Origin of the sequence: uncultured Castellaniella sp. (assembly GCF_937988725.1) — a bacterium.
In the GTDB taxonomy this organism is placed as follows: Bacteria; Pseudomonadota; Gammaproteobacteria; order Burkholderiales; family Burkholderiaceae_B; genus Castellaniella.
In genome coordinates this window covers 1,272,699-1,296,583 of record NZ_CALKHS010000010.1, presented here as the reverse complement: position 1 = coordinate 1,296,583, position 23,885 = coordinate 1,272,699, and the positions used below count along the sequence as shown (strand labels likewise).

Sequence of the window (23,885 nt, the reverse complement as noted above, 5' to 3'; positions counted from 1 at the left end):
CGGCATGCAGGCCGCGAGGTGGGCAGCAAGCGGGCGCAGGCTGCGCAGCGTGGGGCCGGTTGCCCCCTACCAGCCCAGCAGCGCGCCCGCGGCGGCCGCCATGGCCAGACCGGCGGTTTCCGTGCGCAGGACCCTGGGTCCGAAACGCACGCCCTGCAGGCCCTGGCGCCGCGCCAGGGCCAGTTCCTCCGGCGACCAGCCGCCTTCGGGCCCCACCAGCAGGTTCAGGCGATCCTCCACGCCGCGCAGGGCCTGTGAAAAATCGGCGTCGCCGTCCGGATGGCAGAACAGGCTGACGCCGCTTAGCCGCTCCAGGCCGCCGCGCAGCGGGGCGGGCTCCAGAATTTCCATCAGGCGGTTGCGCCCGCATTGCTCGCTGGCCGACTGCACGATCGCGCGCCAGTGCGCCAGGCGCTTTTCCAGGCGGGGGCCGCTCAGGCGCAGCACGCTGCGTTCGGCCGCCACCGGAATCAGCGCGCTCACGCCCAGTTCCACGGCCTTTTCCACGATCCAGTCCATCTTGTCGCCGGAGGCGATGCCCTGGATCAGGGTCAGGCGGCCACGCAGTTCGCAGTCGACGGCCTGGTGGGGGCCGACGTCGGCCAGCACGGTCCGGCCCTGGATGTCCAGCACGGCCGGGTACTGCCCGCCGCGCCCGTCGAACAGCGTCACGGCCGTGCCGGAGGGCAGGCGCAGGACCCGGACCGCGTGGTGCGCCAGGGATTCGGGCAATTCGATCCGGCAATCGGCCTGCAGCGGCGACGGGCAGAAGAATCGGGCGATGGGCATGGATGGGCGGTTGTCCCTGCGGCGTGAATGCTCGGACTATAAACCGGAGCGGGCAGGGTGGTAAAATTCAGGGCTTTGTCATCCTGTATGCGGCGAGGCTTGCGGCAATGGCCGCCCGGTTCGCCCCCAAAGACCCTATGAGCGCTTTGCCCGCCCCCGATCCCGCCATGGCCAACGCAATTCGCGTGCTGGCCATGGACGCCGTCCAACAAGCCAATTCCGGGCACCCCGGCGCCCCCATGGGGATGGCGGATATCGCGCACGTGCTCTGGACGCGCCATCTGCGCCACAACCCGTCCGATCCGGCCTGGCTCGACCGTGATCGTTTCGTGCTGTCCAACGGCCATGGCTCGATGCTGCTGTACGCGCTGCTGCATCTTAGCGGCTACGACCTGCCCATCGAAGAACTGCGCAACTTCCGCCAGCTGCATTCCAGGACGCCCGGACACCCGGAAGTCGGCATCACGCCGGGAGTGGAAACCACGACCGGGCCGCTGGGCCAGGGTCTGGCCAACGGGGTCGGCATGGCCCTGGCCCAGGCCCTGCTGGCGAAGGAATTCAATCGCCCGGGGCATGACATCATCGATCACGACACCTACGTGTTCGTGGGCGACGGCTGCCTGATGGAAGGCATCTCCCACGAAGCCTGCTCCCTGGCCGGCACGCTGGGCCTGTCGCGCCTGATCGTGTTCTACGACGACAACGGCATTTCCATCGACGGCCACGTGGAGAACTGGTTCGCCGACGACACGCCGGCCCGCTTCGAGGCCTACGGCTGGAACGTGCTGCGCGGGGTCGACGGCCACGACATGAACGCCCTGGATGCGGCGATCACCCAGGCCAAGACCCATGCCGCCGGCGGCCGCGGACCCACCCTGATCTGCTGCCGCACCGTCATCGGGCGCGGCGCCCCCACCAAGGCCGGCACCGAAAAGGTCCACGGCGCCCCCCTGGGAGCCGACGAGATCGCCGCGGCCCGCAAGGCCATGGGCTGGAACCGCCCGCCCTTCGACATCCCGCGCGAGGTCTACGCCTACTGGAACGGCCGCGAACGCGGCGCCCACCTGCAGTCCGACTGGCAGGTGCGTTTCGATCACTATGCGGAAGCCTATCCGGAACTGGCGTCGGAACTGTGTCGGCGCATGGCCGGCGAACTGCCCGCCGATTTCGCCGCCCGCGCCCGCGCCTACGTGCTGTCCACGCAGGACAAGGCCGAATCCATCGCCTCGCGCAAGGCCTCTCAGCAGGCCATCACGGCGTTCGCCGAACTCCTGCCCGAACTGCTGGGCGGCTCGGCCGACCTGACCGGGTCGAACTTCACCGACTGGAAGGGCGTCGCGCCCGTGCGCCGCACGGCCGACGGCCTGCAGGCCGGACGCCACATCAACTACGGCGTGCGCGAATTCGGCATGGCGGCGATCATGAACGGCATGGCCCTGCATGGCGGCTACCTGCCTTTCGGCGGCACCTTCCTGACCTTCTCCGACTATTCCCGCAACGCCCTGCGCATGGCGGCCCTGATGAAGCAGCGCGTGGTGCACGTCTTCACGCACGATTCCATCGGCCTGGGCGAGGACGGTCCCACCCACCAGTCCATCGAACACGCCGGCAGCCTGCGCCTGATTCCCAATCTGCACGTCTGGCGCCCCTGCGACACGACCGAGACCGCGGTGGCCTGGCAGGCCGCCGTGGCGCGCCCGGCCAGCCTGGGCATGGCCGTGCACGACGGCGGCCCGTCGGCGCTGCTGCTGTCGCGCCAGAACCTGCCTTTCGTCGCCCGCGACGCCTCCACCACCGACGCCATCGCGCGGGGCGGCTACGTGCTGCGCGACATGGTGGGGGCCTGCGCCGTCATCATCGCCACCGGGTCCGAGGTCGAACTCGCCCTGCAGGCCCAGGATCAACTGGCCGCGCGCGGCATCGCCACGCGGGTGGTGTCCATGCCCTGCACCCAGGTGTTCGACGCCCAGGACGCAGCCTGGCGCAGCGCCGTGCTGCCCGACGGCTTGCCGCGCGTGGCCGTCGAGGCCGGGGGCACGGCCACCTGGTACAAATACGTCGGGACGACCGGAGCTGTGGTCGGGATCGACACCTTCGGGGAATCGGCGCCTGCCGGTGTGTTGTTCAAACATTTCAACCTCACGGCCGATCATGTCGCGGCCACGGTCGAGCAGCTTTTGTAAAGGAGATCCCTCATGACCATTCGCGTCGCCATCAATGGTTACGGCCGCATCGGCCGCAACATCCTGCGTGCTCACTATGAAGACGGGAAGAAGCACGATATCCAGATCGTGGCCATCAACGATCTGGGCAATCCCGAAACCAATGCCCACCTGACCCGCTACGACACGGCCCACGGCCGCTTCCCCGGCACGGTCGAAGTCGACGGCGACTTCATGGTGGTCAACGGCGACCGGATTCGCGTGCTGGCCGACCGCGACCCCGCCAAGCTGCCCTGGGGCGAGCTGAAGGTCGACGTGGTGCTGGAATGCACGGGCTTTTTCACCAGCAAGGAAAAGGCTTCCGCCCACCTGAAGGGCGGCGCGAAGAAAGTCATCATTTCCGCGCCCGGCGGCAAGGACGTGGACGCCACCATCGTCTACGGCGTCAATCACCAGGTGCTGAAGGCGTCCGACACGGTCATCTCCAACGCTTCGTGCACCACCAACTGCCTGGCGCCGCTGGTGTATCCGCTGCACCAGAAGCTGGGCATCGTCAACGGTCTGATGACCACGGTGCACGCCTACACCAACGACCAGGTCCTGACCGACGTCTATCACTCCGACCTGCGCCGCGCCCGCTCGGCCACGCACAGCATGATCCCGACCAAGACCGGCGCCGCGTCGGCGGTCGGCCTGGTGCTGCCCGAACTGAACGGCAAGCTCGACGGCTACGCGATCCGCGTGCCGACGATCAACGTGTCCATCGTCGACCTGTCCTTCGTGGCCGCGCGCGAAACCACGGTGGATGAGGTCAACGGCATCCTCAAGGCCGCCGCCGAAGGCCCCCTGAAGGGCATCCTGGCCTACACCACCGAACCGCTGGTGTCCGTGGACTTCAACCACAGCCCGCTGTCCAGCACCGTGGACGCCGCGCTGACCAAGGTCTCCGGCTCCCTGGTCAAGGTCTCGTCCTGGTACGACAACGAATGGGGTTTCTCCAATCGCATGCTCGATACCACGGTCGCCCTGATGGCCGCCAAATAAAGCCGGCATCCCGGTGATCGTCCCGCCGGCGTGTCCGATCCGGACATCTCCAGGCGGTGCGCGAGGGCGGGGCGACCCGCCCTTTTTTCCGTTTCCGGGGTTCTCGATGGCCGGGCCTGATCGCCCGGCGAGACGGGCCCCGCGCAGAAAAAGGCAAATCATGTCGATACAGACACTTTCCGGCCTGGCCCAGGCCGGCGCCCTGGCGGGCAAGCGCGTTTTCATCCGTTCCGACCTGAACGTGCCCCTGGACCAGGGGAAAATCACCGAAGATACCCGCGTGCGGGCCTCGGTGCCGGCCATCCGGCTGGCGCTGGACGCCGGGGCGGCCGTCATGGTCACGTCCCACCTGGGCCGTCCCAAGGAAGGCGTCGTCGGTCCCGACGACACCCTGCAGCCCGTGGCGGAGCGCCTGGCAGAATTGCTGGGCCGCCCCGTGCGGCTGGTTCGCGACTGGGTCGACGGGGTGGAACTGGCCGTCGGCGACGTGGCGCTGCTGGAGAACTGCCGCTGCAATCCGGGAGAAAAGAAGAACGATCCCGATCTGGCCCGCCGCATGGCGGCCCTGTGCGACGTCTACGTCAACGATGCCTTCGGCACCGCGCACCGGGCCGAGGCCACGACCGAAGGCATGGCCCGCTTCGCCCCGGTGGCCTGCGCAGGGCCGCTGCTGGCCGCCGAACTGGACGCCCTGGGCCGCGCCCTGAAGTCGCCGCGCCGCCCGATGGCGGCCATCGTGGGCGGGTCGAAGGTCTCCACCAAGCTGTCCATCCTGCAGGCGCTGGCCGACAAGGTCGATCAACTGATCGTCGGGGGCGGCATCGCCAACACGTTCATGCTGGCGGCGGGCCTGCCCATCGGCAAGTCCCTGGCCGAGCCGGATCAGGTCGATCAGGCCAAGGCCGTCATCCAAGCCATGCAGGCGCGGGGCGTGCAGGTGCCGATTCCGGTGGACGTGGTCGTGGCGAAGACGTTCGCCGCCGATGCGCCCGCCACGGTCAAGGAGGCCGCCGACGTGGCCCCCGACGACCTGATCCTCGACATCGGCCCCCGGACGGCGGCGCTGCTGGCGCAGCAGCTGCGCCAGGCAGGCACCATCGTCTGGAACGGCCCCGTCGGCGTTTTCGAATTCGACGCCTTCGCCGAAGGCACCCGGGTCATCGCCCAGGCGATCGCCGAGTCGGACGGCTTTTCCATCGCCGGCGGCGGCGACACCCTGGCGGCCATCGCCAAATACGGCATCGCCGACCGGGTGGGCTACATTTCCACAGGCGGCGGCGCCTTCCTGGAATTCCTGGAAGGCAAGACTTTGCCGGCCGTGGCGGCCTTGCAGGCGCGAAGTGCCTGAGGTCTGTTAGAATTCCAGAGGCGGGCCCCTTCGCATGGTTCGGCGGTGAACCTGGTCAGGTCGGGAACGAAGCAGCCACAGCCGTGCAGAACCAGTGCCGAAGTCAGGCTCGCCTTTCCTTTTGTCTTCTCCGGGCGGCGGCCGACTCATGAGCTATCTCGTTCTGGCGCGCAAATGGCGCCCCCGTTCTTTCGACACCCTGATCGGGCAGGACCACGTGGTCCGGGCGCTGACCCATGCCCTGTCGTCCGGGCGCCTGCATCATGCTTGGCTGTTCACCGGCACCCGGGGCGTGGGCAAGACCACGCTGTCGCGCATCCTGGCCAAATCCCTGAACTGCGCCGACGGCGTCACGGCGACCCCCTGCGGCCATTGCCAGGCCTGCACCGAAATCGATGCCGGGCGCTACGTCGACTACATCGAACTGGATGCGGCGTCCAACCGCGGCGTGGACGAAATGACCCAGCTGCTGGAACAGGCGGTCTATGCGCCGTCCGCCGGCCGCTACAAGGTCTACATGATCGACGAAGTGCACATGCTCACCGGGCATGCCTTCAACGCCATGCTGAAGACCCTGGAAGAGCCCCCCGAACACGTCAAGTTCATCCTGGCCACCACCGATCCGCAGAAGATCCCCGTCACGGTCCTGTCGCGCTGCCTGCAGTTCAATCTGAAGCAGATGACGGTGCCGGCCATCGTCGAACATCTGCAGCACATCCTGGCCCAGGAATCCATTCCCGCCGATGCGCAGGGCCTGAGGCTGATCGCCCAGGCGGCGGCCGGCTCCATGCGCGACGCCCTGTCCCTGACGGACCAGGCGATTTCCTATGCCGCGGGCAATCTCACGGCCGCCGCCGTGGGCGAAATGCTGGGCACGCTGGACCAGCACCATCTGGTCGCGCTGCTGCGGGCCCTGGCGGCGGCTGATGCGCCGGGAATCCTGGCCGTGGCGGATGAACTGGCCGCCCGCGGCCTGTCGTTCCAGGCGGCCCTGGCCGACCTGGCCATCCTGCTGTCGCGCGTCGCCATCGCGCAGCGCCTGGGGCATGCCCAGGCGGACGATCCCCTGGCGGACGACGTCCAGGCGCTGGCGGCCGGCCTCGGTCCGGACGACGTGCAGCTTTTCTATGCCGTGGCGGTTCACAGCCGCCAGGAACTTGCCCTGGCGCCGGATGAATACGCCGGCTTCGTCATGGCGTGCCTACGCATGCTGGCCCTGCTGCCGCCGGATCGCGTGCCGCCCGTGAGGCTGGATCCGCCCGCCGCGGGCCGGTCGACGGAGTCCGCCGCCGCGCCTGCGGCGCCCGCCGTTGCGCCTGTCGTCGAGGGCCTTGCCGCCGCGCCGACGGCGCCGACCGCCGGGGCTCACGCCGCGCCGGTTGCGCCCGCCGCCGCATTGTCCGCCGCGCCGATGGCGTCCGCGAAGTCGGTCAAGGCGCAGCCAGGCCCCGTGGCCGCGCCGGCTGCGTCCGCTGCCCGACCTGCCGCCCCGGCGGCGCCCGTCGCGGCGTCCGCCTCCGACGAGCCGCCCGCCTGGGACATGCCTGACTCCGATGCGCTGCCGCAGGCCGCCAATCCGTCGACGGCCGCCGCGCCGCCCGACGAGACGGAACCGGCGGGCCAGGACTGGACGGCCGACGTGCCGGACGATTTCGATGCGGTGGCGGCGGCCGATGCCCTGGACGAGGAAGACCTGCCCGTGCGCCTGACGGACTTGCCGGGCGCGTCGGCGCCGGCTTCCGTCGAGATTCCCGATCCCGCCCGCCTGACCGCATCCGACTGGCCCGCGGTGGCGGCCGGCCTGCCGGTCACCGGGGCGGCGCGCGCGCTGGCGCTGAACAGCGAATGGCTGGGGGGCGACGAACACCAGATCCGGCTGCGCGTGGCCATCCATACCTATACCGAAGGCGGCGCCCACGATCGCCTGCGCACGGTGCTGTCGGAATATTTCGGCCGGGTGCTGCGTCTGGACGTCGCCTACGGCACGACGGGCGACGATACGGCGGCCGCCGTGGACCAGGCGGCCCGGGCCCAGCGCCAGCAGGCGGCCGAAGACGCCGCCGAACACGATGCCCTGGTCCGGGCGCTGGCCGGCCAGTTCGCCGCCCGGCTGGTCCCGGGGACCGTCCGCCCGCCTGCGGTATAGTCCCTGTTTTCGTTTCCACCCCTTATTCAATCAGGACATCGACATGATGAAAGGTCAGATTGCCGGCTTGATGCGTCAGGCTCAGCAAATGCAGGAAAACATGAAGAAGGCCCAGGACGCCCTGGCCGAATTGATCGTCGAGGGCGCGGCCGGCGGCGGCCTGGTGAAAGTCACCATGAGCTGCAAGTTCGACGTCAAGCGCGTCGCCATCGATCCCTCGCTGTTCGACGATGACCGCGACATGATCGAAGATCTGGTCGCCGCCGCCTTCAACGATGCGCAGCGCAAGGCGGAAGCCACCGCCCAGGAAAAAATGTCCGCCGTCACGGCCGGCATGTCCCTGCCCGCGGGCATGAAGCTGCCGTTCTGACATGGCGGCGGGCCTGCCCGAACCGGAACCCCTGCGGGTCCTGATCGATGCCTTGCGCGGCCTGCCGGGCGTGGGCGTGCGCACGGCCCGGCGCATGGCCTACCATCTGCTGCAACGCGATCCCGATGCGGCCTTGAAGCTGGGCGACGCGCTGCGCGACGCGGTCACGGGGCTGTGCCATTGCGAGCGCTGCAACTCCTTTTCGCAGACGCCGCTGTGCGCCACCTGCGAGAGCCCGGATCGCGACGCCTCGCTGCTGTGCGTGGTGGAAACGCCGGCCGACCAGAACATGATCGAAGCCAGCCACGGCTACCGGGGCCTGTATTACGTCATGATGGGGCGCCTGGCGCCCCTGGAAGGCGTCGGCCCGGACCAGGTCCAGTTCGCCCGCCTGCTGGAACGCGCGACCGACGGCCAGGTGCGCGAAGTCATTCTCGCGACCAATTTCACCGCCGAAGGCGAGACCACGGCGTACTACCTGTCCGACATGCTGCGGGGCCGCGGCCTGAAGGTCACGCGGCTGGCGCGGGGCGTGCCCAGCGGCAGCGAACTGGAATACGTCGACGCGGGCACGATCGCCTGGGCGCTGATGGAACGCCGGTCCGATTGACGTCGCTTCCGGCTGCGCATGTTTGAATCCGGCGCGGTATCATGCTGGCTCGGTATCCAATCCTAAGGAGACAACACCATGCCGATTTCTCGCCGTGAATTGCTGAAGACCGTCGGTGCGGCGGGCGTGCTGGGCGCATTGCCTGGTGTGGTCCGCGCCCAGAAGGTCGCCCTGGAAAAACAGTCCCTGACCATCGCGGTCGGCGGCCAGTCCCTGATCTATTACCTGCCCTTGTCCGTGGCGCACCTGAAGGGCTACTTCAAGGACGAAGGACTGGATGCCACCATCGCGGACTTCGCGGGCGGGTCCAAGGCCCTGCAGGCGGTGGTGGGCGGCAGCGCCGACGTCGTCTCCGGCGCCTTCGAACACACCATCAACCTGCAGGCCAAGGGCCAGTTCTACCGCTGCTTCGTGCTGCAGGGGCAGGCGCCGATGATCGTGCTGGGCGTCTCCAAGAAGACGCTGCCCGACTACAAGACGCCGGCCGACCTGAAGGGCAAGAAGATCGGCGTGACGGCGCCGGGTTCCTCGACCAACATGATGGCCAGCTTCTTCCTGGCCCAGCATGGCCTCAAGCCCAGCGACGTGTCCTACATCGGGGTGGGCGCCGGGGCGGGGGCCGTGACGGCGCTGCGTTCCGGGCAGGTCGATGCCATCGCCAACCTGGATCCGGTCATCAGCACCCTGGCCAAGGAAGACGCCATCCGGATCATCGCCGATACGCGCACCCTGAAGGACGCCCGCCAGATCTTCGGCGGCAACATGCCCTCGGGCTGCCTGTACACCTCGCAGGCCTTCATCGACGCGAATCCCAACACCACCCAGGCCCTGGCCAACGCCATCGTGCGGGCCGACAAATGGATCCAGGCCGTCACGCCCGACGAAATCGCCAAGCTGGTGCCGGAATCCTACCTGCTGGGCGATCCCGAACTCTACAAGCTGGCCCTCAAGGGCAACCGCGAAGCCCTGTCGCCCGACGGCCTGGTGCCCGAGGACGGTCCGCAGACGGCCCTGAACGCCCTGGCGGAATTCGTGCCGCATTTCGACCGCACCAAGATCGACATCTCGCGCATCTGGACCAACCAGTTCGCGTCCAAGGCCGGCCAGACGTATCCGCATGTCTGATCCGCAGACCGCTCCGGAGCCCGGCCAGGCCGGGCAGACGCCCGCCTTGCTGCTCGACCGGGTCACGTGCACCTTCACGTCGCCCGACGGCTCCGCCTACACGGCCATGCGGGATGCCACCCTGACCGTGGCGCCCGGCGAGTTCGTCTCCGTCGTCGGCCCTACGGGTTGCGGCAAGTCCACGCTGCTGAACATGGCCGCCGGCCTGCTGCGCCCCTCGTCCGGCCGCGTCAGCGTCTTCGGCGAAGCCTTGCGCGGCATCAATCACAGGGCGGGCTACATGTTCCAGGGCGAGGCCCTGATGCCCTGGCGCAATGCTCTGGCCAACGTCACCGCCGGCCTGGAATTCGCCGGCGTGGCGGCGGCGGATGCCACGGCGCAGGGGCGCGACTGGCTGCGCAGGGTGGGGCTGGGCGGTTTCGAGAACCGCTATCCGCACCAGATGTCGGGCGGCATGCGCAAGCGCGCCATGCTGGCCCAGACCCTGATCCGTGATCCCGACATCATCCTGATGGACGAGCCCTTCTCGGCCCTGGACATCCAGACCCGCCAGCTGATGGAAAACGAGGTCCTGGATCTCTGGATGGCGCGCCGCAAGGCGGTGCTCTTCATCACCCATGACCTGGACGAGGCTATCGCCATGAGTGACCGCGTCGTGGTGCTGTCGGCCGGACCCGACACCCACCCGATCGGCGAGTTCGCCATCGATATTCCGCGCCCGCGCGACGTGGCCGAAGTCCGCATGCATCCTCGCTTCATTGAACTGCACCAGGGCATCTGGGCCGTGCTGCGCGACGAAGTCCTCAAGGGCTACGAACGCCAGAAGCAGGCCTGAACCGGAGCCGTATCCATCATGAAATCCGACGAACTGTCCCGGCCCGTGCTGCGGACGCTGCAAATAGCCCTGCTGGCCGCCATCCTGCTGGCCTGGTACTGGGCCTCGCTGAACCAGAACATCGCCTTCTTCTTCGGCCGGCCCCTCGAAGTCGCCCAGGTCATCTGGGCGTGGTTCGTCACCGATGCCAGCGTCTACCGCCATCTGTGGATCACCCTGTCCGAAACCGTGCTGGCCTTCATCATCGGCACGGTGGGCGGCCTGGGCTTCGGCCTGTGGCTGGGCCTGTCGCGCGGCGCCAGCGCCTTGCTGGAACCCTACGTGACGGCCGCCAATTCCATGCCGCGCGTGATCCTGGCGCCGATCTTCGCCATGTGGTTCGGCCTGGGCATCTGGTCCAAGGTCGCCCTGGCCGTCACCCTGGTGTTCTTCATCGTGTTCTTCAACGTCTACCGGGGCGTGCGGGAAGTGTCGCCCACCTTGCTGGACAACGCCCGCATGCTGGGCGCCACCCGCCGCCAGCTGCTGCGCCACGTGTACATTCCCTCGGCCACCAGCTGGGTCTTTTCCAGCCTGCACACGTCCGTGGGCCTGGCCTTCGTGGGGGCGGTGGTCGGCGAATACCTGGGGTCGGCGGCCGGCGTCGGCTACCTGATCCTGCAGGCCGAAGGCACGCTGGACGTGAACACGGTCTTCGCCGGCATCGTCGTCCTGACCATCTTCGCCCTGCTGCTGGACGGCGCGGTGTCCCTGGCCGAACGCCGCCTGCTGGTCTGGCAGCCCGGGCCGGGGGAGTCGGGCAAGACCTGAGCGGAACCGCTATCTGGCGAAATGGGGCGCCGGCGCGCCCGATTTCCTGGAAAAGCGGCGCACGGCGGCCGTGAGCACGATGCTGATGGCGAGATAGACCAGGGCCACGAACAGATAGGGTTCGACCAAGTTCCCGTCGCGGATCCCGATGATGGACGCCGCGCCCAGGAGATCCGTCACGGACATGACGTATACCAGCGACGTGTCCTGAAAAAGAATGATGGCCTGCGTCAGGAATACCGGCACCATGTTCCGGATGGCCTGCGGCAGCACGATCAGCGCCATCATCTGGCGGCGGGACATGCCCAGGGCCAGCGAGGCCGACCACTGGCCGGGTGACACCGAACTGATGCCCGAGCGGATGATTTCGCAGTAATAGGCGGCTTCGAACAGGATAAAGGCGATGATCGCGGTCTTGTCCGGGCCCACCTTGACGGGGCGCACCGCGCCCGTCGCCCACTGCAGGGCCAGCGGCGCCAGGAAGAAGATCCAGAACAAGGCCAGGAGCAGGGGCACGGACCGCATGAGGTCCACGTACAGCCCGGCCGCGATGCGGATGACGGCGATGCGGGAATATCTGGCCAGCGCCAGGACCAGGCCGATCAGGAAGCCGCCCGCGATCGCGATGGCGGACAGCTCCAGCGTGAACAGGAACCCCTTCTGAAGCAGGGGAAGGTTGTCCCAGATGACCGAGAAATCCATGTCCGTTCCGTCCGTGCGTCTTCAGGTCCGCGAGGCCAGCGGGCGCCCGGTCGATCCGGCGTGCGGTCCGGCCGCCGTCTTCTGGTGCCTCAGCTTGTGCTCGATCAGCGCCGATGCCCTGTTGGCGGCGAGCGCGATGATGATGTAGGCGAAGGTCGCGATGGTGAAGGATTCGAAGTAGGCGAAGGTGGTTTCCCCCATCTCGCGCGACCGGAAGGTGATTTCAGCCAGCCCGATGGTCAGGGCGATAGAGGTGTTCTTGATCAGGTTCATGGTCTCGCTGGTCAGCGGAGGCATGATGATCCGATAGGTTTGCGGCAGCAGCACGTGCCGGTACGCCTGGAGGCGCCGCATCCCGAGCGCCGCGGCGGCGGCCGGCTGGCCGGGCGGCAGCGCCTGCAGGCCCGAGCGGACCTGTTCCGCGATCCGCGCGGAGGTGTAGAGCCCCAGGCAGATGCTGGCCAGCGTGAATTGCACGATGCCCGCATCGGTGTCGTTCGCCCAGGCCTTGAGCGCGGGGACGAGCTGCGGCAGGATGAAATACCACAGGAACATCTGCACCAGCAGCGGTATGCCCCGGAAGATCTGGACATAGCACAGGGCAAGCATGCGCACGGGCCAGCTTTTGAGCGTGCGCAGGATGCCCACGACGGATCCGCTGGCCATCGCGATGAGCCAGCTGCTGGCGGAAAGCCCCAGCGTGACCGCGACGCCGTTCAGGAACAGCTGCAGATAGCTGACCCCGTAATTGGGAGAAATCTGGAAGAAAACGGCCCAGTTCCAGTGGTAGTTCATCCCTTGGCTCCTCCTGGCGCCGCCTGCTTGGTTCGGACGGCGGGTTGTGTCGGCGCGGCGGCGGCGCGTCGCGCACGCGCCGCCGCCGGGGGCCGGGCCTATTGCCGTGGCTGCGGATTCGTCGAATCGCTGGGGTGCTGCATGAGCTGCTTCAATTCACCCGACATCGGCATGTCGAGATTGATGCCCTTGGGCGGTATCGGGTTCATGAACCATTTTTCGTAGATGGCGGTGAATTTTCCGTCGTCGAAGGCCGTTTTCAGGATGCCGTCGGCGAGCTCCTTGAATTTCGGGTCGTCCTTGCGCACGCCGATGGCGTAGGGTTCCACGGACAGCAGCTGTTCGGGGATGAGCTTGAAGTCCTTGGGCGCCTTGGATTGGGCGCGCAGGACGGAGAGCAGGATGTCGTCGGTCGAGAAGCCGTCCACGCGGCCGTTTTGCAGCTGCAGGAAATTGACGGCGTGACTGTCGCCGTAGACCAGGGTGAGGTTCAGGTGCTTTTCCTCGTTGAGCTTCTGCACCGCGCGGATGTTGTTGGTGCCCGCCGTGACCGCGATCTTCTTGCCCTTCAGGTCTTCGACGCTGTTGATGCCCGAATCGGTCCTGACCAGGATTTTAGTTCCGGTCACGTAGGTGGTGTACAGAAAGGACACGGCCTTCTGCCGTTCCTGCGTGTTGGTGGTCGAGCCGCATTCCAGATCGATCGAGCCGTTGGCCAGCAGGGGAATGCGGTTCGATGCGGTGACCGGCTGGTAGGTGATCCGGATATCCTGCATGCCCAGCGCCTTTTCGATCCCCTTGACGATCTCCCGGCACAGGTCGACCGAGAATCCGGTCGGCGTCTGGCTGTTGTCGATGTAGGCGAAGGGCGTGGCGTCCTCGCGATAGCCCAGGACGATCTCCTTGGTGTCCTTGATCTTCTGCAGGGTGTTCGATGTGTCGGCCGCATAAGCGGAAAAGGCGCAGACCGTCAGCGCGGCGCCCAGGATCATTGAATGGATTTTCATGGTGTCTCCTCCTGTTCCGATCAGGATATGGTTGTGGTCTTGCGTGTCGTGATCAGGCGATGCCTTTGCCGCGCGTCATCTCGTCCAGGCTTTCCTGCAGGGACTCGTCCAGGATCGCGATGCCCTGGTCGATCTGGGCGTGGGTGACGGTGAGCGGCGGCGCGATGCGCCAGACGGACCCGCGTTCCGGCCGCCGCTTGATGTTCATGCTGAGGCCCTTTTCGTAGCATTTGCGCGTGGTGAGGGCGCCCAGTTCCAGCGCGGGCTCTTTGGTGTCCGGGCTGACGACCAGCTCCACGCCCAGCAGCATGCCGGCGCCGCGCACGTCGCCGATGACTTCGTACTTCTTCTGCAGATCGAGCAGCGCCTTGCGCAGATAGTCGCCGGTGTCGCGGGCTTTTTCCAGCAGGCGTTCTTCCTGCAGCGTGCGCAGGACCGCCAGCCCGACCGTAGCGGGCAGGGGATCGGACACGTGGCTCGTGTAGTAGCTGTAGCCGCGTTCGAAGTTGGTCTGCTCGATGTCCGGGCGCGTGATGGTGGCCGCCAGCGGCAGCCCGCCGCCCATGGTCTTCGAAACGCTCATGATGTCCGGCACGACGTCGAACATCTCCGAGGCGGTCTTGTATCCGATGCGGCCGAAGGCGGTCTGCGCCTCGTCGAAGATGAGCAGCATGTTCCGGTCGTCGGCCGCCTTCCTCAGCGCGCGCATGTAGGACGGCGGCGGCACCAGGACGCCGCCGGCGCTGATCACGGGCTCGATGACGATGGCTGCGGGCTTGCCCGTCGACGCCATGTCGAACATCCGCAGGCCGATCTGCAGGCAGGTCAGGGCGGATTCCTCGGCGGACAGGCCGGAGATGTACGGGCGGTAGGAATGTGGTTCGGGCATGACGAACACGCCGGGGGTCGGCACGCCGTAGCCTTTGCGGTCGCTGGCGAACGAGGCGGCGCTGACGCCGCCGGTGATGCCGTGCCAGGATCCGCCGACCGCGATGATCTCGTAGCCGCCGGTGTACAGCTTGGCCATCCTGAACGCCGCCTCGTTGCTTTCGGAGCCCGTGTTGATGAAGATGGATTTGGTGAGCCCCTTCGGCATCCATTCCGTGGCCAGCTTCTCGGCCAGTTCCGCGACGACCTCCGGGATCATCCCGCTGAACATGTGGTAGGCCTTCCGGCCGGCTTCGGCGATGGCCTGGACGACTGCGGGGTGGTTGTGCCCCAGGGTCGCGCACATCTGGCCGGACGTGAAGTCCAGTATCTCGCGCCCGGTGTCGTCCTTGACGATGGCGCCCCTGGCTTCGCAGAACAGGTTCGGGAAGCTGTCGCCGCCGTACCGGACGAGATATTCCTTGGCGGCGGCGCGCAGTGCTGGTTTCATGTCGATTCTCTCCTGGGGCTAAGGGCGGACTGAGTACCGGGCCAGTATGGTTGGTATGCTATTGCCGGTCTAATGCAAAAAATGCATGACGTTCCCCTCAGCTGATCGGAGGTCCCGATGGACACGCGCTGGTTGCAGGATTTTCTGACTCTGGTCGAAGTGCGCAGTTTTACGCGGGCCGCGGAGCTGCGCCATTGTTCCCAGGCGGCGTTCAGCCGGCGCATCCAGAGCCTGGAGAACTGGCTGGGGACGGAGTTGGTGGACCGCAGCCGGTACCCTTTATATCTGACGCAGGCGGGCGACGATCTGCTGGTGAACGCGGACCGGCTGCTCGCGCAGCTGGAAGGGCTCAGGGTCAGGCCGGTCCGGTTCGAGGCCCAGCGCAACGTGCGCATCGCCCTGCCGTATGCGCTGGCCAGCCTGTGGCTGCCGACGTGGTGGAAGATGTGGTGCGGCGGGGACAGGCACTGGACGTGTCAGGCATTGGTCGGCAGCGTGCTGGAGACGACCGCCGATTTCGCGGCCGGGGCTGCGGACATCCTGATCAACTACTACCAGCCGACGCAGCGGATTCCGCTGGACGCGGCCGATTACGAAAAGGCGGTGCTGCTGTCGGACGTGGTCCGCCCGTATTGCTCCCGGCAGCTGCTGGACCGCAAGGGGTTCGCGCTGCCCGGCACGAAGGCCAAGCCGGTGCCTTATTTCCACTATTCGGCAAACGCCTATTTCCACCGGCTGGTGGAGGCCATTCTGGAGAACGCCGCGGATGAGTTCTGCGGGACCTTGTTGGGCGAGTCCGACATGTCGGAGGTGCTGGCCGGGTTTGTGACCAGCGGTCTGGGCGTGGCCTGGATTCCGGATTCATCGCTGATGCGCAAGCCCACCCACGACCTGGTGAATCTGGATCAGACGGGGCGCTGGTCGGTCGGCGTCGATGTCGTGGCCTTCGTCGCCAGAAGCAATACGTCCGGCCACATCGGCGAGATCTGGCGCCGGATGCAGGGCAACGGCTGAGGACTTCCGGCGGGCGCGCCGCTTACGTCGCCTGTCCCACCAGCGCGTCCAGCTTCACCGCGTCCGCCGTGAAGATCCGGATGCCTTCGGCCAGCTTTTCCGTCGCCATCGCATCCTGGTTCAGCTGCGTGCGGAACGCCACTTCGTTGCTGGCCAGCCATTCCGGCGCGTTCGCCTTCGCGGCGGCCACCGTCAGCGCGGCGGGCAGCGGATCGTTCGATGCCGCCAGTTCGCCCAGCAGGGCGGGGCTGATCGTCAGCAGATCGCAGCCCGCCAGCGCGCGGATCTGCCCGATGTTGCGGAAGCTGGCCCCCATCACCTGCGTGGGGATGCCGTAGGCCTTGAAGTAGCCGTAGATGCGGGCGACCGATTGCACGCCGGGGTCGCTGGGGCCGGCGTTCGCGGCTTCGTCCCAGTCCGACCCGGCGGCCTTCTTGTACCAATCGTAGATGCGGCCCACGAAGGGCGAAATCAGCGTCACGCGCGCCTGGGCGCAGGCGATGGCCTGCGTCAGCGAGAACAGCAGCGTCAGGTTGCAGCGGATGCCCTGGGTTTCCAGCGCCCGCGCCGCCTGGATGCCTTCCCAGGTGGAGGCCAGCTTGATCAGGACCCGTTCGCGGGGGACGCCGTGGGATTCGTACAGCGCGATGATCTGTTTCGCCCGCTCGATGCTGGATTGCGTGTCGAAGGACAGGCGGGCGTCGACTTCGGTGGAGACCCGGCCGGGCACGATGGCCAGGATCTCGCGCCCGAACGCCACCAGCAGCCGGTCCACCTGCTCGGCTAGCGACGCCGAGGGATGGTCGCGCAGCACCTGGTCCAGCAGATGACGATAGGCGTCCTGCTGCACGGCCTTGAGAATCAGCGAGGGATTGGTGGTGGCGTCCGTGGGCCGGTAGGCCCGCATCGTTTCGAAATCCCCCGTATCCGCCACGACGGTGGTCAGCGCGCGCAGGGCGTCGAGTTGGTGAATCATGAAGACAAGACCCTCTGGTAAAGCAGTGAAAGACTCTTACTTTAGACCATTTTCAAGGTCGCGGATTCCGGGTTCATGGGGATAAACCCCTATCGGGCTGTATAATAGGAAGGTTTATATATCGACTTTACAACCGGGGTACCATTTTGCTGCCGTCAATCTTTCCTGAGGGGTCCACAGGGCTCATCCCAGCAATCCTTGCCTTGGCTGACGGTACCGTATTTCGAGGCGTTTCCATAGGCGCCGACGGATTCACCGTGGCCGAGATCGTGTTCAACACGGCCATGACCGGCTATCAGGAAATCCTGACCGACCCCAGCTACAGCGGCCAGATCGTCACCCTGACCTATCCCCACATCGGCAACACCGGCGTCAATGCCGAAGACGTCGAATCCAGCCAGATCCATGCCGCCGGCCTGGTCGTGCGCGACTGCCCGGCCCGCGTGTCCAACTTCCGGGCCACGCAATCCCTGCCCGAATACCTGAAGTCGCAGGGCGTCGTCGCGATTGCCGGCGTGGATACGCGCAAACTGACGCGCATCCTGCGCGAGCGCGGCGCCCAGGGCGCCTGCATCCTGGTGGGCGACGACGTCGCGCGGGCGGTGGAACTGGCGCGCGGCTTCGGCGGCATGGAAGGCCAGGACCTGGCGTTGAAGGTCACCACCGCCAAGACCGGCGCCTGGGTGCAGGGCACCTGGCAGCTGGGCCGCGGCTTCCGCCGCCAGGAATCCGCCGACTACCACGTCATCGCCTACGACTACGGCATCAAGACCAACATCCTGCGCCTGCTGGCCGATCGCGGCTGCCGCATCACCCTGGTGCCGGCCACGACGCCGGTGGCCGACATCCTGGCGCAGAACCCGGACGGCGTGTTTCTGTCCAACGGGCCGGGCGACCCCGCCGCCTGCCAGTACGCCGTCGAAACCTGCCGGGCCGTGCTGGAACGCGGCATTCCTCTGTTCGGCATCTGCCTGGGCCAGCAGGTCCTGGGCCTGACCCTGGGCGGGCGCACGGTGAAGATGAAGACCGGCCACCACGGCGCCAACCACCCGGTGCAGGATCTGGACAGCGGGCGGGTGTTCATCACCAGCCAGAACCACGGCTTCACCGTCGATGGCGGCAGCCTGCCGGGCAACGCCCGCGTGACGCACGTGTCGCTGTTCGACGGCACGCTTCAGGGCTTCGAACTCACCGACAAGCCGGTGTTCTGCTTCCAGGGCCACCCGGAGGCCAGCCCCGGCCCCCACGACATCCTGGTGCTGTTCGACAAGTTCATCGACCTGATGGCCCAGCACAAAGCCCAGTCGTCCAAATAACCGATACCGTTCTCTCATGCCCAAGCGTTCAGACATCAAAAGCATTCTCATCATCGGGGCGGGTCCGATCATCATCGGTCAGGCCTGCGAATTCGACTATTCCGGCGCCCAGGCCTGCAAGGCCCTGAAGGCCGACGGCTTTCGCACCATCCTGGTCAACAGCAACCCCGCCACCATCATGACGGACCCGGAAACGGCCGACGTCACCTACATCGAACCCATCACCTGGCAGGCCCTGGAAAAGATCATCGAGATCGAAAAACCCGACGCCGTCCTGCCCACCATGGGCGGCCAGACGGCGCTGAACTGCGCCCTGGATCTCGACCGCCACGGCGTGCTGGCCAAGCACGGGGTCGAACTGATCGGCGCCAACGCGGCCGCCATCGAAAAGGCCGAAGACCGCCTGAAGTTCAAGGACGCCATGACCTCCATCGGTCTGGAATCCGCGAAATCCGGCGTCGCCCACAGCATGGACGAGGCCTGGGCCGTGCAAAAGCGCATCGCCGCCGAGCTGGGCGGCTCGGGCTTCCCCGCCGTCATCCGTCCCAGCTTCACGCTGGGCGGCACGGGCGGGGGCATCGCCTACAACGCCGAGGAATTCGAGACCATCTGCCGGCGCGGTCTGGAAGCCTCGCCCACGCACGAACTGCTGATCGAGGAATCGCTGCTGGGCTGGAAGGAATTCGAAATGGAAGTCGTGCGCGACAGCGCCGACAACTGCATCATCGTGTGCGCCATCGAGAACCTGGACCCCATGGGCGTGCACACCGGCGATTCCATCACGGTCGCCCCGGCGCAGACGCTGACCGACAAGGAATACCAGATCATGCGCAACGCCTCGATCGCGGTGCTGCGCGAGATCGGCGTGGACACGGGCGGCTCGAACGTGCAGTTCGCCGTCAATCCGGCCAACGGCCGCATGATCGTCATCGAGATGAACCCGCGCGTGTCGCGTTCCTCCGCGCTGGCCTCCAAGGCCACCGGCTTTCCCATCGCGAAGGTCGCCGCCCGCCTGGCCGTGGGCTACACGCTGGACGAACTGCGCAACGAGATCACCGGCGGCGCGACGCCCGCGTCCTTCGAGCCCACCCTGGACTACGTCGTCGTCAAAGTCCCCCGTTTCGCCTTTGAAAAATTCCCGCAGGCCGATTCCCGCCTGACCACCCAGATGAAGGCGGTGGGCGAGGTCATGGCCATCGGCCGCACCTTCCAGGAAGCCTTCCAGAAAGCCCTGCGCGGCCTGGAAGTCGGCGTGGACGGCCTGAACCAGAAGACCACCGACCGCGAACGCCTGCAGATCGAACTGGGCGAACCGGGTCCGGAACGCATCTGGTACGTGGGCGACGCCTTCGCCCAGGGCTTCAGCCTGGACGAAGTCCACCAGCTGACGAAGATCGACCCCTGGTTCCTGGCGCAGATCAAGGAAATCGTCGACATCGAACTGGCCCTGGAACAGCGCACGCTGTCCGAACTGGACGACGACACCATGCGCCAGTTGAAGCGCCGGGGCTTTTCCGACCGCCGCCTGGCCTTCCTGCTGGACACCACGGAAGCCGAGGTGCGCAAGCTGCGCCACCAGATGAACGTGCGCCCGGTGTACAAGCGCGTGGACACCTGCGCGGCGGAATTCGCCACGACCACGGCCTACATGTATTCGACCTATGAGGACGAGGACGAGGCCGCGCCCACCGACCGCAAGAAGATCATCGTGCTGGGCGGCGGCCCCAACCGCATCGGCCAGGGCATCGAATTCGACTACTGCTGCGTGCATGCGGCGCTGGCCCTGCGCGAAGACGGCTTCGAGACCATCATGGTCAACTGCAACCCCGAAACCGTCTCCACGGACTACGACACGTCCGATCGCCTGTATTTCGAACCGCTGACCCTGGAAGACGTGCTGGAGATCGTCAACAAGGAAAACCCGGCCGGTGTCATCGTGCAGTACGGCGGCCAGACGCCGCTGAAGCTGGCCCGCGCCTTGGAAGCCAACGGCGTGCCCATCATCGGCACCAGCCCGGATTCCATCGACGTCGCCGAGGACCGCGAACGCTTCCAGAAGCTGCTGACCAAGCTGGGCCTGCGCCAGCCGGCCAACCGCACGGCCCGCACCGAAAGCGAAGCCCTGGCCCTGGCCGGGGAAATCGGCTATCCCCTGGTGGTGCGCCCCAGCTACGTGCTGGGCGGACGCGCCATGGAAATCGTGCACGAGCCGCAGGACCTGGAACGCTACATGCGCGAAGCCGTCAAGGTCAGCAATGATTCCCCGGTGCTGCTGGACCATTTCCTGAACAACGCCACCGAAGTCGACGTGGACTGCCTGGCCGACGGCGAGCAGGTCGTCGTGGGCGGCGTCATGGAACACATCGAGCAGGCCGGCGTGCACTCGGGCGATTCGGCCTGCAGCCTGCCGCCGTATTCCCTGTCGGCTGAAATCGTCGATGAAATCAAGCGCCAGACCGCGCTCATGGCCCGCGCCCTGAACGTCAAGGGCCTGATGAACGTGCAGTTCGCCATCCAGGATGGCGATGTCTACGTGCTGGAAGTCAATCCGCGCGCCTCGCGCACCGTGCCCTACGTGTCCAAGGCCACGGGCCGCCAGCTGGCCAAGATCGCCGCCCGTATCATGGCCGGACGCACCCTGGCCCAGCAGGGCGTGACCTCGATTCCGTCGCCCATCCATTACTGCGTCAAGGAAGCCGTCTTTCCCTTCGTGAAGTTCCCGGGGGTGGATACCATCCTGGGGCCGGAAATGAAGTCCACCGGCGAAGTCATGGGCGTGGGCGAAACGTTTGGCGAAGCCTTCGTCAAGTCCCAGATCGCGGCGGGGGCCTGGCTGCCGGAATCCGGCAAGGTCTTCATCAGCGTGCGGGCCCAGGACAAGCCCCGCGCCGTCGAAGTCGCCCGGGGCCTGGCGGCCATGGGCTTCCAGCTGATCGCCACGCGTGGCACGGCGGCCGTCATCGAGGCCGCGGGCCTGGCGGTGGAAGTCGTCAACAAGGTCACGGAAGGCCGTCCGAACATCGTGGACATGCTCAAGAACGGCGAGATCGCCATGGTCATCAATACGGTGGAAGAGCGCCGCAACGCCATCGCCGATTCGCGTACCATCCGCACGCAATCGCTGGCCAACCGCGTCACGTTCTTCACGACCATCGCCGGGGCCCGCGCCGCCGTCGAAGGCCTGCAGTACCTGCGCCATGGCGGGGGCCTGAAGGTCTACGGCCTGCAGGCCATGCACGCGGCCACGCTCGGCTGACGCGGCATGGCGGGCGACCCCATCGCGTCCGCAGGCTCCGATGCCCCCGCCGCGCCGGGGGCATCCTCCCGACCCGTCCAGGCGGAAGCGCCCGGACGGGTTTTCATTACCGGCGCCAGCAGCGGCATCGGCGCCGCGCTGGCGCGTCGATACGCGGCGCGGGGCGCCGTCGTCGGGCTGGTGGGCCGGCGCCGGGAGGCGCTGCAGGCCGTCGCGGACGCCTTGCCGGGGCAGGGGCACCGGGTGTATGCCCTGGACGTCCGGGACCGCGCCGCCCTGCGGGATGCCGCCCGGGATTTCCAGGCCGACGGCCCGGCGGACCGTGTCATCGCCTGCGCGGGCATCAGCGCGGGCACCCTGACCGACGCGCCCGAGGACTTCGAGGTCTTCCAGGCCATTTTCGACACCAACGTCCTGGCCATGGTGGCGACGTTCGAGCCTTTCATCGCGGCGATGCGCGCCCGGCGCCAGGGCGTCCTGGTCGGCATCGGCAGCGTGGCGGGGGTGCGCGGCCTGCCGGGCGCCGGCGCCTACAGCGCCTCCAAGGCCGCCGTGCGGGCGTATTGCGAAAGCCTGCGGGTGGAGCTTCGCGGATCCGGCGTGCAGGTCGTCACATTGGCGCCGGGCTTCATCGCCACGCCGATGACGGCGCGCAATCCCTATCGCATGCCCTTCCTGATGCCGGTGGACCGTTTCGCGCGGCAGGCCGTGCGCGCGATCGAATCCGGCGACCGCTATCGCGTCATTCCCTGGCCCATGGCCTGGGTGGGGCGCCTGCTGCGCCTGGTCCCGGACGCTCTCTATGACGCCGTGGCCGCCGGCCGCAAGCGCAAGCCCCGGGTTCATCGCGATCCCGAATGAAAAACCGGGCTCTTGAAAAGAGCCCGGTCCGGGTGGGGATGCTCGTCCTTATTGCTGGCGCCGCGCGTCCAGGCTCAGCGAACCGCCGCCGAAGGCCGCCAGTTGCAGCAGGCCGCCGGCAATGGCCAGGTTCTTGAAGAAGTGGGTCGACTGGTTCATGTCGCCGAACTGCGCGTGGAAGAACAGGGCGGCCGCGACCGAGAAGATCGCCAGGACCAGCGCGCTCAGTCGGGTGCGGTATCCCAGCACCAGCAGGACCGGCAGAACCAGTTCGACGAACACCGTGGCGGCGTAGGCCAGCGTCGGCAGCGGAATGCCGGCCGATCCGATGTAGCCGATGGTGCCGGCGGGGGCGGTGATCTTGCCGGAGACGCCGATCCAGAAAAGGATGGCGATCAGAATGCGGCCGATCAGGGACAGAGAGTCAAGGTTGCGTTGGGTCATGGCGTTCAATGAAAGGGTGATTAAAAGGAAAGCGGTAAGAAGGGGGAAAAGGCATCCCGTCCCGGAGGGCGGGATGCGTGTCCGGGTCAGCGGCGCGGCATCACTGCGCGGCGCTGTCCACCAGGATCAGTTCGGCGTCCTCGATGGCGATGATCCGCACGACGGCCTCGTCCTTGATGGCGGCGCCGTCGCGCGTCTCCAGCGGGATGCCGTTGACTTCGACCTGGCCGATCGCGGGAACCAGGTAGCCGACGCGGCCGGCGTCCTGGAACGTGTATTCCAGGGTCTCGCCCGCCTTGAGCGTGGCGCCGGAGACCCGGGCCTGGGCCCGGATGGGCAGCGCCTCGTCATCGCCTTCCAGGCCGCTGGCCAGCGTCACGAAGCGGCCGGAACGATCCGTCTTCGGGAAGGGCTGCGTGCCCCAGCAGGGCTTGCCGCCTTGCTGGTCCGGGAAGATCCAGATCTGGAAGATCCGGGTGACGCCAGGTTCCAGGTTGTATTCGGAATGGACGATGCCGCTGCCCGCGCTCATGACCTGGACGTCGCCCGCCAGCGTGCGGCCCTGGTTGCCCAGGTTGTCCTGGTGCGTGATGGCGCCTTCCCGCACGTAGGTGATGATCTCCATATTGGCGTGCGGGTGCGGGGGGAATCCGCTGCCGGGCTGGATCGTGTCGTCGTTCCAGACGCGCAGCGCGCCCCAGTGGACCCGCGCAGGGTCGTGGTATTCGGCGAAGGAAAAGTGGTGCCGCGCATCGAGCCAGCCGTGGTGGGCTGCGCCCAGACTCGCGTAGGGACGGCGTTCGATCATGATGTGGCTCCTGTGAAGCTTGGAAGATGCGAGCAGTTTAAGATTGGCTGATTGCGTTGAGAAGATCAACAATGGAATTCCATTGTTTC

General features: G+C 67.0%; 21 protein-coding genes and 1 other RNA gene. 14 read left to right on the top strand and 8 right to left on the bottom strand.

The annotated features are described in order from the left end of the window. Nucleotides 1-66: 66 nt before the first annotated feature. Entirely contained in the window at nucleotides 67-789 is a 723-nt protein-coding gene (locus tag Q0263_RS16500; protein WP_298018618.1) for a 16S rRNA (uracil(1498)-N(3))-methyltransferase, read from the bottom strand. A 137-nt stretch (nucleotides 790-926) separates the two neighbouring features. On the opposite strand from Q0263_RS16500, the gene tkt reads away from it, so the two are divergent. From tkt to Q0263_RS16450, 10 genes are all read left to right on the top strand, one after another. After that, nucleotides 927-2,972 carry a transketolase gene (gene tkt, locus Q0263_RS16495; protein WP_298018615.1) on the top strand — a complete coding sequence of 682 codons (2,046 nt, stop codon included), beginning with the start codon at nucleotides 927-929 and terminating at the stop codon, nucleotides 2,970-2,972. 12 nt (nucleotides 2,973-2,984) lie between these two features. Next, on the top strand, nucleotides 2,985-3,995 hold the full coding sequence (gap, locus tag Q0263_RS16490) for a type I glyceraldehyde-3-phosphate dehydrogenase (RefSeq protein WP_298018612.1): 1,011 nt from the start codon (nucleotides 2,985-2,987) through the stop codon (nucleotides 3,993-3,995). 157 nt (nucleotides 3,996-4,152) lie between these two features. Further along, nucleotides 4,153-5,343, top strand: coding sequence for a phosphoglycerate kinase (locus tag Q0263_RS16485; protein ID WP_298019194.1), 1,191 nt, complete (start codon nucleotides 4,153-4,155; stop codon nucleotides 5,341-5,343). A gap of 19 nt (nucleotides 5,344-5,362) precedes the next feature. Next, an RNA gene (gene ffs / locus Q0263_RS16480) (signal recognition particle sRNA small type) lies at nucleotides 5,363-5,460 on the top strand. A 31-nt stretch (nucleotides 5,461-5,491) separates the two neighbouring features. Further along, nucleotides 5,492-7,489, top strand: coding sequence for a DNA polymerase III subunit gamma/tau (dnaX, locus tag Q0263_RS16475; protein ID WP_298018609.1), 1,998 nt, complete (start codon nucleotides 5,492-5,494; stop codon nucleotides 7,487-7,489). Between the two features lie 43 nt (nucleotides 7,490-7,532). Continuing rightward, on the top strand, nucleotides 7,533-7,859 hold the full coding sequence (locus Q0263_RS16470) for a YbaB/EbfC family nucleoid-associated protein (protein WP_298018606.1): 327 nt from the start codon (nucleotides 7,533-7,535) through the stop codon (nucleotides 7,857-7,859). Between the two features lies 1 nt (nucleotide 7,860). Beyond that, complete coding sequence (recR, locus tag Q0263_RS16465; RefSeq protein WP_298018603.1) at nucleotides 7,861-8,469, top strand: recombination mediator RecR; 609 nt, start codon at nucleotides 7,861-7,863, stop codon at nucleotides 8,467-8,469. A 78-nt stretch (nucleotides 8,470-8,547) separates the two neighbouring features. Next, nucleotides 8,548-9,594: an ABC transporter substrate-binding protein gene (locus Q0263_RS16460; protein ID WP_298018600.1), complete on the top strand. Its 1,047-nt coding sequence runs from the start codon at nucleotides 8,548-8,550 to the stop codon at nucleotides 9,592-9,594. Continuing rightward, the gene (locus tag Q0263_RS16455) at nucleotides 9,587-10,429 is read left to right on the top strand and encodes an ABC transporter ATP-binding protein (protein ID WP_298018597.1); all 843 of its coding nucleotides are present in this window, start codon (nucleotides 9,587-9,589) and stop codon (nucleotides 10,427-10,429) included. Before Q0263_RS16460 ends, Q0263_RS16455 begins: the two co-directional genes overlap by 8 nt. A gap of 18 nt (nucleotides 10,430-10,447) precedes the next feature. Then, on the top strand, nucleotides 10,448-11,239 hold the full coding sequence (locus Q0263_RS16450) for an ABC transporter permease (RefSeq protein ID WP_298018595.1): 792 nt from the start codon (nucleotides 10,448-10,450) through the stop codon (nucleotides 11,237-11,239). Between the two features lie 9 nt (nucleotides 11,240-11,248). Here the strand turns inward: Q0263_RS16450 and Q0263_RS16445 are convergent, their stop codons facing one another. From Q0263_RS16445 to Q0263_RS16430, 4 genes are all read right to left on the bottom strand, one after another. After that, on the bottom strand, nucleotides 11,249-11,941 hold the full coding sequence (locus Q0263_RS16445; protein ID WP_298018592.1) for an amino acid ABC transporter permease: 693 nt from the start codon (nucleotides 11,939-11,941) through the stop codon (nucleotides 11,249-11,251). A gap of 21 nt (nucleotides 11,942-11,962) precedes the next feature. Further along, a complete protein-coding gene (locus Q0263_RS16440) occupies nucleotides 11,963-12,736 on the bottom strand; it encodes an amino acid ABC transporter permease (protein ID WP_298018589.1) in 774 nt (257 codons plus the stop codon). Nucleotides 12,737-12,834: 98 nt separating this feature from the next. Next, nucleotides 12,835-13,743 carry an amino acid ABC transporter substrate-binding protein gene (locus tag Q0263_RS16435; protein ID WP_298018587.1) on the bottom strand — a complete coding sequence of 303 codons (909 nt, stop codon included), beginning with the start codon at nucleotides 13,741-13,743 and terminating at the stop codon, nucleotides 12,835-12,837. A gap of 52 nt (nucleotides 13,744-13,795) precedes the next feature. Continuing rightward, a complete protein-coding gene (locus Q0263_RS16430; RefSeq protein ID WP_298018584.1) occupies nucleotides 13,796-15,121 on the bottom strand; it encodes an aspartate aminotransferase family protein in 1,326 nt (441 codons plus the stop codon). A gap of 117 nt (nucleotides 15,122-15,238) precedes the next feature. Between Q0263_RS16430 and Q0263_RS16425 the strand changes: the two genes are divergently transcribed. Further along, the gene (locus tag Q0263_RS16425; protein ID WP_298018582.1) at nucleotides 15,239-16,135 is read left to right on the top strand and encodes a LysR family transcriptional regulator; all 897 of its coding nucleotides are present in this window, start codon (nucleotides 15,239-15,241) and stop codon (nucleotides 16,133-16,135) included. A 22-nt stretch (nucleotides 16,136-16,157) separates the two neighbouring features. Here the strand turns inward: Q0263_RS16425 and tal are convergent, their stop codons facing one another. Next, nucleotides 16,158-17,111 carry a transaldolase gene (gene tal / locus Q0263_RS16420; RefSeq protein WP_298018580.1) on the bottom strand — a complete coding sequence of 318 codons (954 nt, stop codon included), beginning with the start codon at nucleotides 17,109-17,111 and terminating at the stop codon, nucleotides 16,158-16,160. 146 nt (nucleotides 17,112-17,257) lie between these two features. Between tal and carA the strand changes: the two genes are divergently transcribed. From carA to Q0263_RS16405, 3 genes are read left to right on the top strand one after another with little or no spacing between them, the layout of a single operon-like run. Next, a complete protein-coding gene (carA, locus tag Q0263_RS16415; protein WP_366140716.1) occupies nucleotides 17,258-18,427 on the top strand; it encodes a glutamine-hydrolyzing carbamoyl-phosphate synthase small subunit in 1,170 nt (389 codons plus the stop codon). A 16-nt stretch (nucleotides 18,428-18,443) separates the two neighbouring features. Then, nucleotides 18,444-21,683: a carbamoyl-phosphate synthase large subunit gene (gene carB, locus Q0263_RS16410; protein ID WP_298018574.1), complete on the top strand. Its 3,240-nt coding sequence runs from the start codon at nucleotides 18,444-18,446 to the stop codon at nucleotides 21,681-21,683. Nucleotides 21,684-21,689: 6 nt separating this feature from the next. Next, the gene (locus Q0263_RS16405) at nucleotides 21,690-22,544 is read left to right on the top strand and encodes an SDR family oxidoreductase (protein WP_298018571.1); all 855 of its coding nucleotides are present in this window, start codon (nucleotides 21,690-21,692) and stop codon (nucleotides 22,542-22,544) included. A gap of 48 nt (nucleotides 22,545-22,592) precedes the next feature. Here Q0263_RS16405 and Q0263_RS16400 read toward each other — a convergent pair whose 3' ends face one another. Further along, entirely contained in the window at nucleotides 22,593-22,988 is a 396-nt protein-coding gene (locus tag Q0263_RS16400; RefSeq protein WP_298018568.1) for a DoxX family protein, read from the bottom strand. 100 nt (nucleotides 22,989-23,088) lie between these two features. Beyond that, nucleotides 23,089-23,796, bottom strand: a complete 708-nt coding sequence (locus Q0263_RS16395; RefSeq protein WP_298018565.1) for a pirin family protein — start codon at nucleotides 23,794-23,796, stop codon at nucleotides 23,089-23,091. Nucleotides 23,797-23,885 lie beyond the last annotated feature (89 nt).

Bases quoted from the DNA above. Each gene is read 5' to 3' on its own strand.
- Q0263_RS16500 (WP_298018618.1), bottom strand. From the start codon at position 789: ATGCCCATCGCCCGATTCTTCTGCCCGTCGCCGCTGCAGGCCGATTGC.
- tkt (WP_298018615.1), top strand. From the start codon at position 927: ATGAGCGCTTTGCCCGCCCCCGATCCCGCCATGGCCAACGCAATTCGC.
- gap (WP_298018612.1), top strand. From the start codon at position 2,985: ATGACCATTCGCGTCGCCATCAATGGTTACGGCCGCATCGGCCGCAAC.
- dnaX (WP_298018609.1), top strand. From the start codon at position 5,492: ATGAGCTATCTCGTTCTGGCGCGCAAATGGCGCCCCCGTTCTTTCGAC.
- Q0263_RS16470 (WP_298018606.1), top strand. From the start codon at position 7,533: ATGATGAAAGGTCAGATTGCCGGCTTGATGCGTCAGGCTCAGCAAATG.
- recR (WP_298018603.1), top strand. From the start codon at position 7,861: ATGGCGGCGGGCCTGCCCGAACCGGAACCCCTGCGGGTCCTGATCGAT.
- Q0263_RS16460 (WP_298018600.1), top strand. From the start codon at position 8,548: ATGCCGATTTCTCGCCGTGAATTGCTGAAGACCGTCGGTGCGGCGGGC.
- Q0263_RS16455 (WP_298018597.1), top strand. From the start codon at position 9,587: ATGTCTGATCCGCAGACCGCTCCGGAGCCCGGCCAGGCCGGGCAGACG.
- Q0263_RS16450 (WP_298018595.1), top strand. From the start codon at position 10,448: ATGAAATCCGACGAACTGTCCCGGCCCGTGCTGCGGACGCTGCAAATA.
- Q0263_RS16445 (WP_298018592.1), bottom strand. From the start codon at position 11,941: ATGGATTTCTCGGTCATCTGGGACAACCTTCCCCTGCTTCAGAAGGGG.
- Q0263_RS16440 (WP_298018589.1), bottom strand. From the start codon at position 12,736: ATGAACTACCACTGGAACTGGGCCGTTTTCTTCCAGATTTCTCCCAAT.
- Q0263_RS16435 (WP_298018587.1), bottom strand. From the start codon at position 13,743: ATGAAAATCCATTCAATGATCCTGGGCGCCGCGCTGACGGTCTGCGCC.
- Q0263_RS16430 (WP_298018584.1), bottom strand. From the start codon at position 15,121: ATGAAACCAGCACTGCGCGCCGCCGCCAAGGAATATCTCGTCCGGTAC.
- Q0263_RS16425 (WP_298018582.1), top strand. From the start codon at position 15,239: ATGGACACGCGCTGGTTGCAGGATTTTCTGACTCTGGTCGAAGTGCGC.
- tal (WP_298018580.1), bottom strand. From the start codon at position 17,111: ATGATTCACCAACTCGACGCCCTGCGCGCGCTGACCACCGTCGTGGCG.
- carB (WP_298018574.1), top strand. From the start codon at position 18,444: ATGCCCAAGCGTTCAGACATCAAAAGCATTCTCATCATCGGGGCGGGT.
- Q0263_RS16405 (WP_298018571.1), top strand. From the start codon at position 21,690: ATGGCGGGCGACCCCATCGCGTCCGCAGGCTCCGATGCCCCCGCCGCG.
- Q0263_RS16400 (WP_298018568.1), bottom strand. From the start codon at position 22,988: ATGACCCAACGCAACCTTGACTCTCTGTCCCTGATCGGCCGCATTCTG.
- Q0263_RS16395 (WP_298018565.1), bottom strand. From the start codon at position 23,796: ATGATCGAACGCCGTCCCTACGCGAGTCTGGGCGCAGCCCACCACGGC.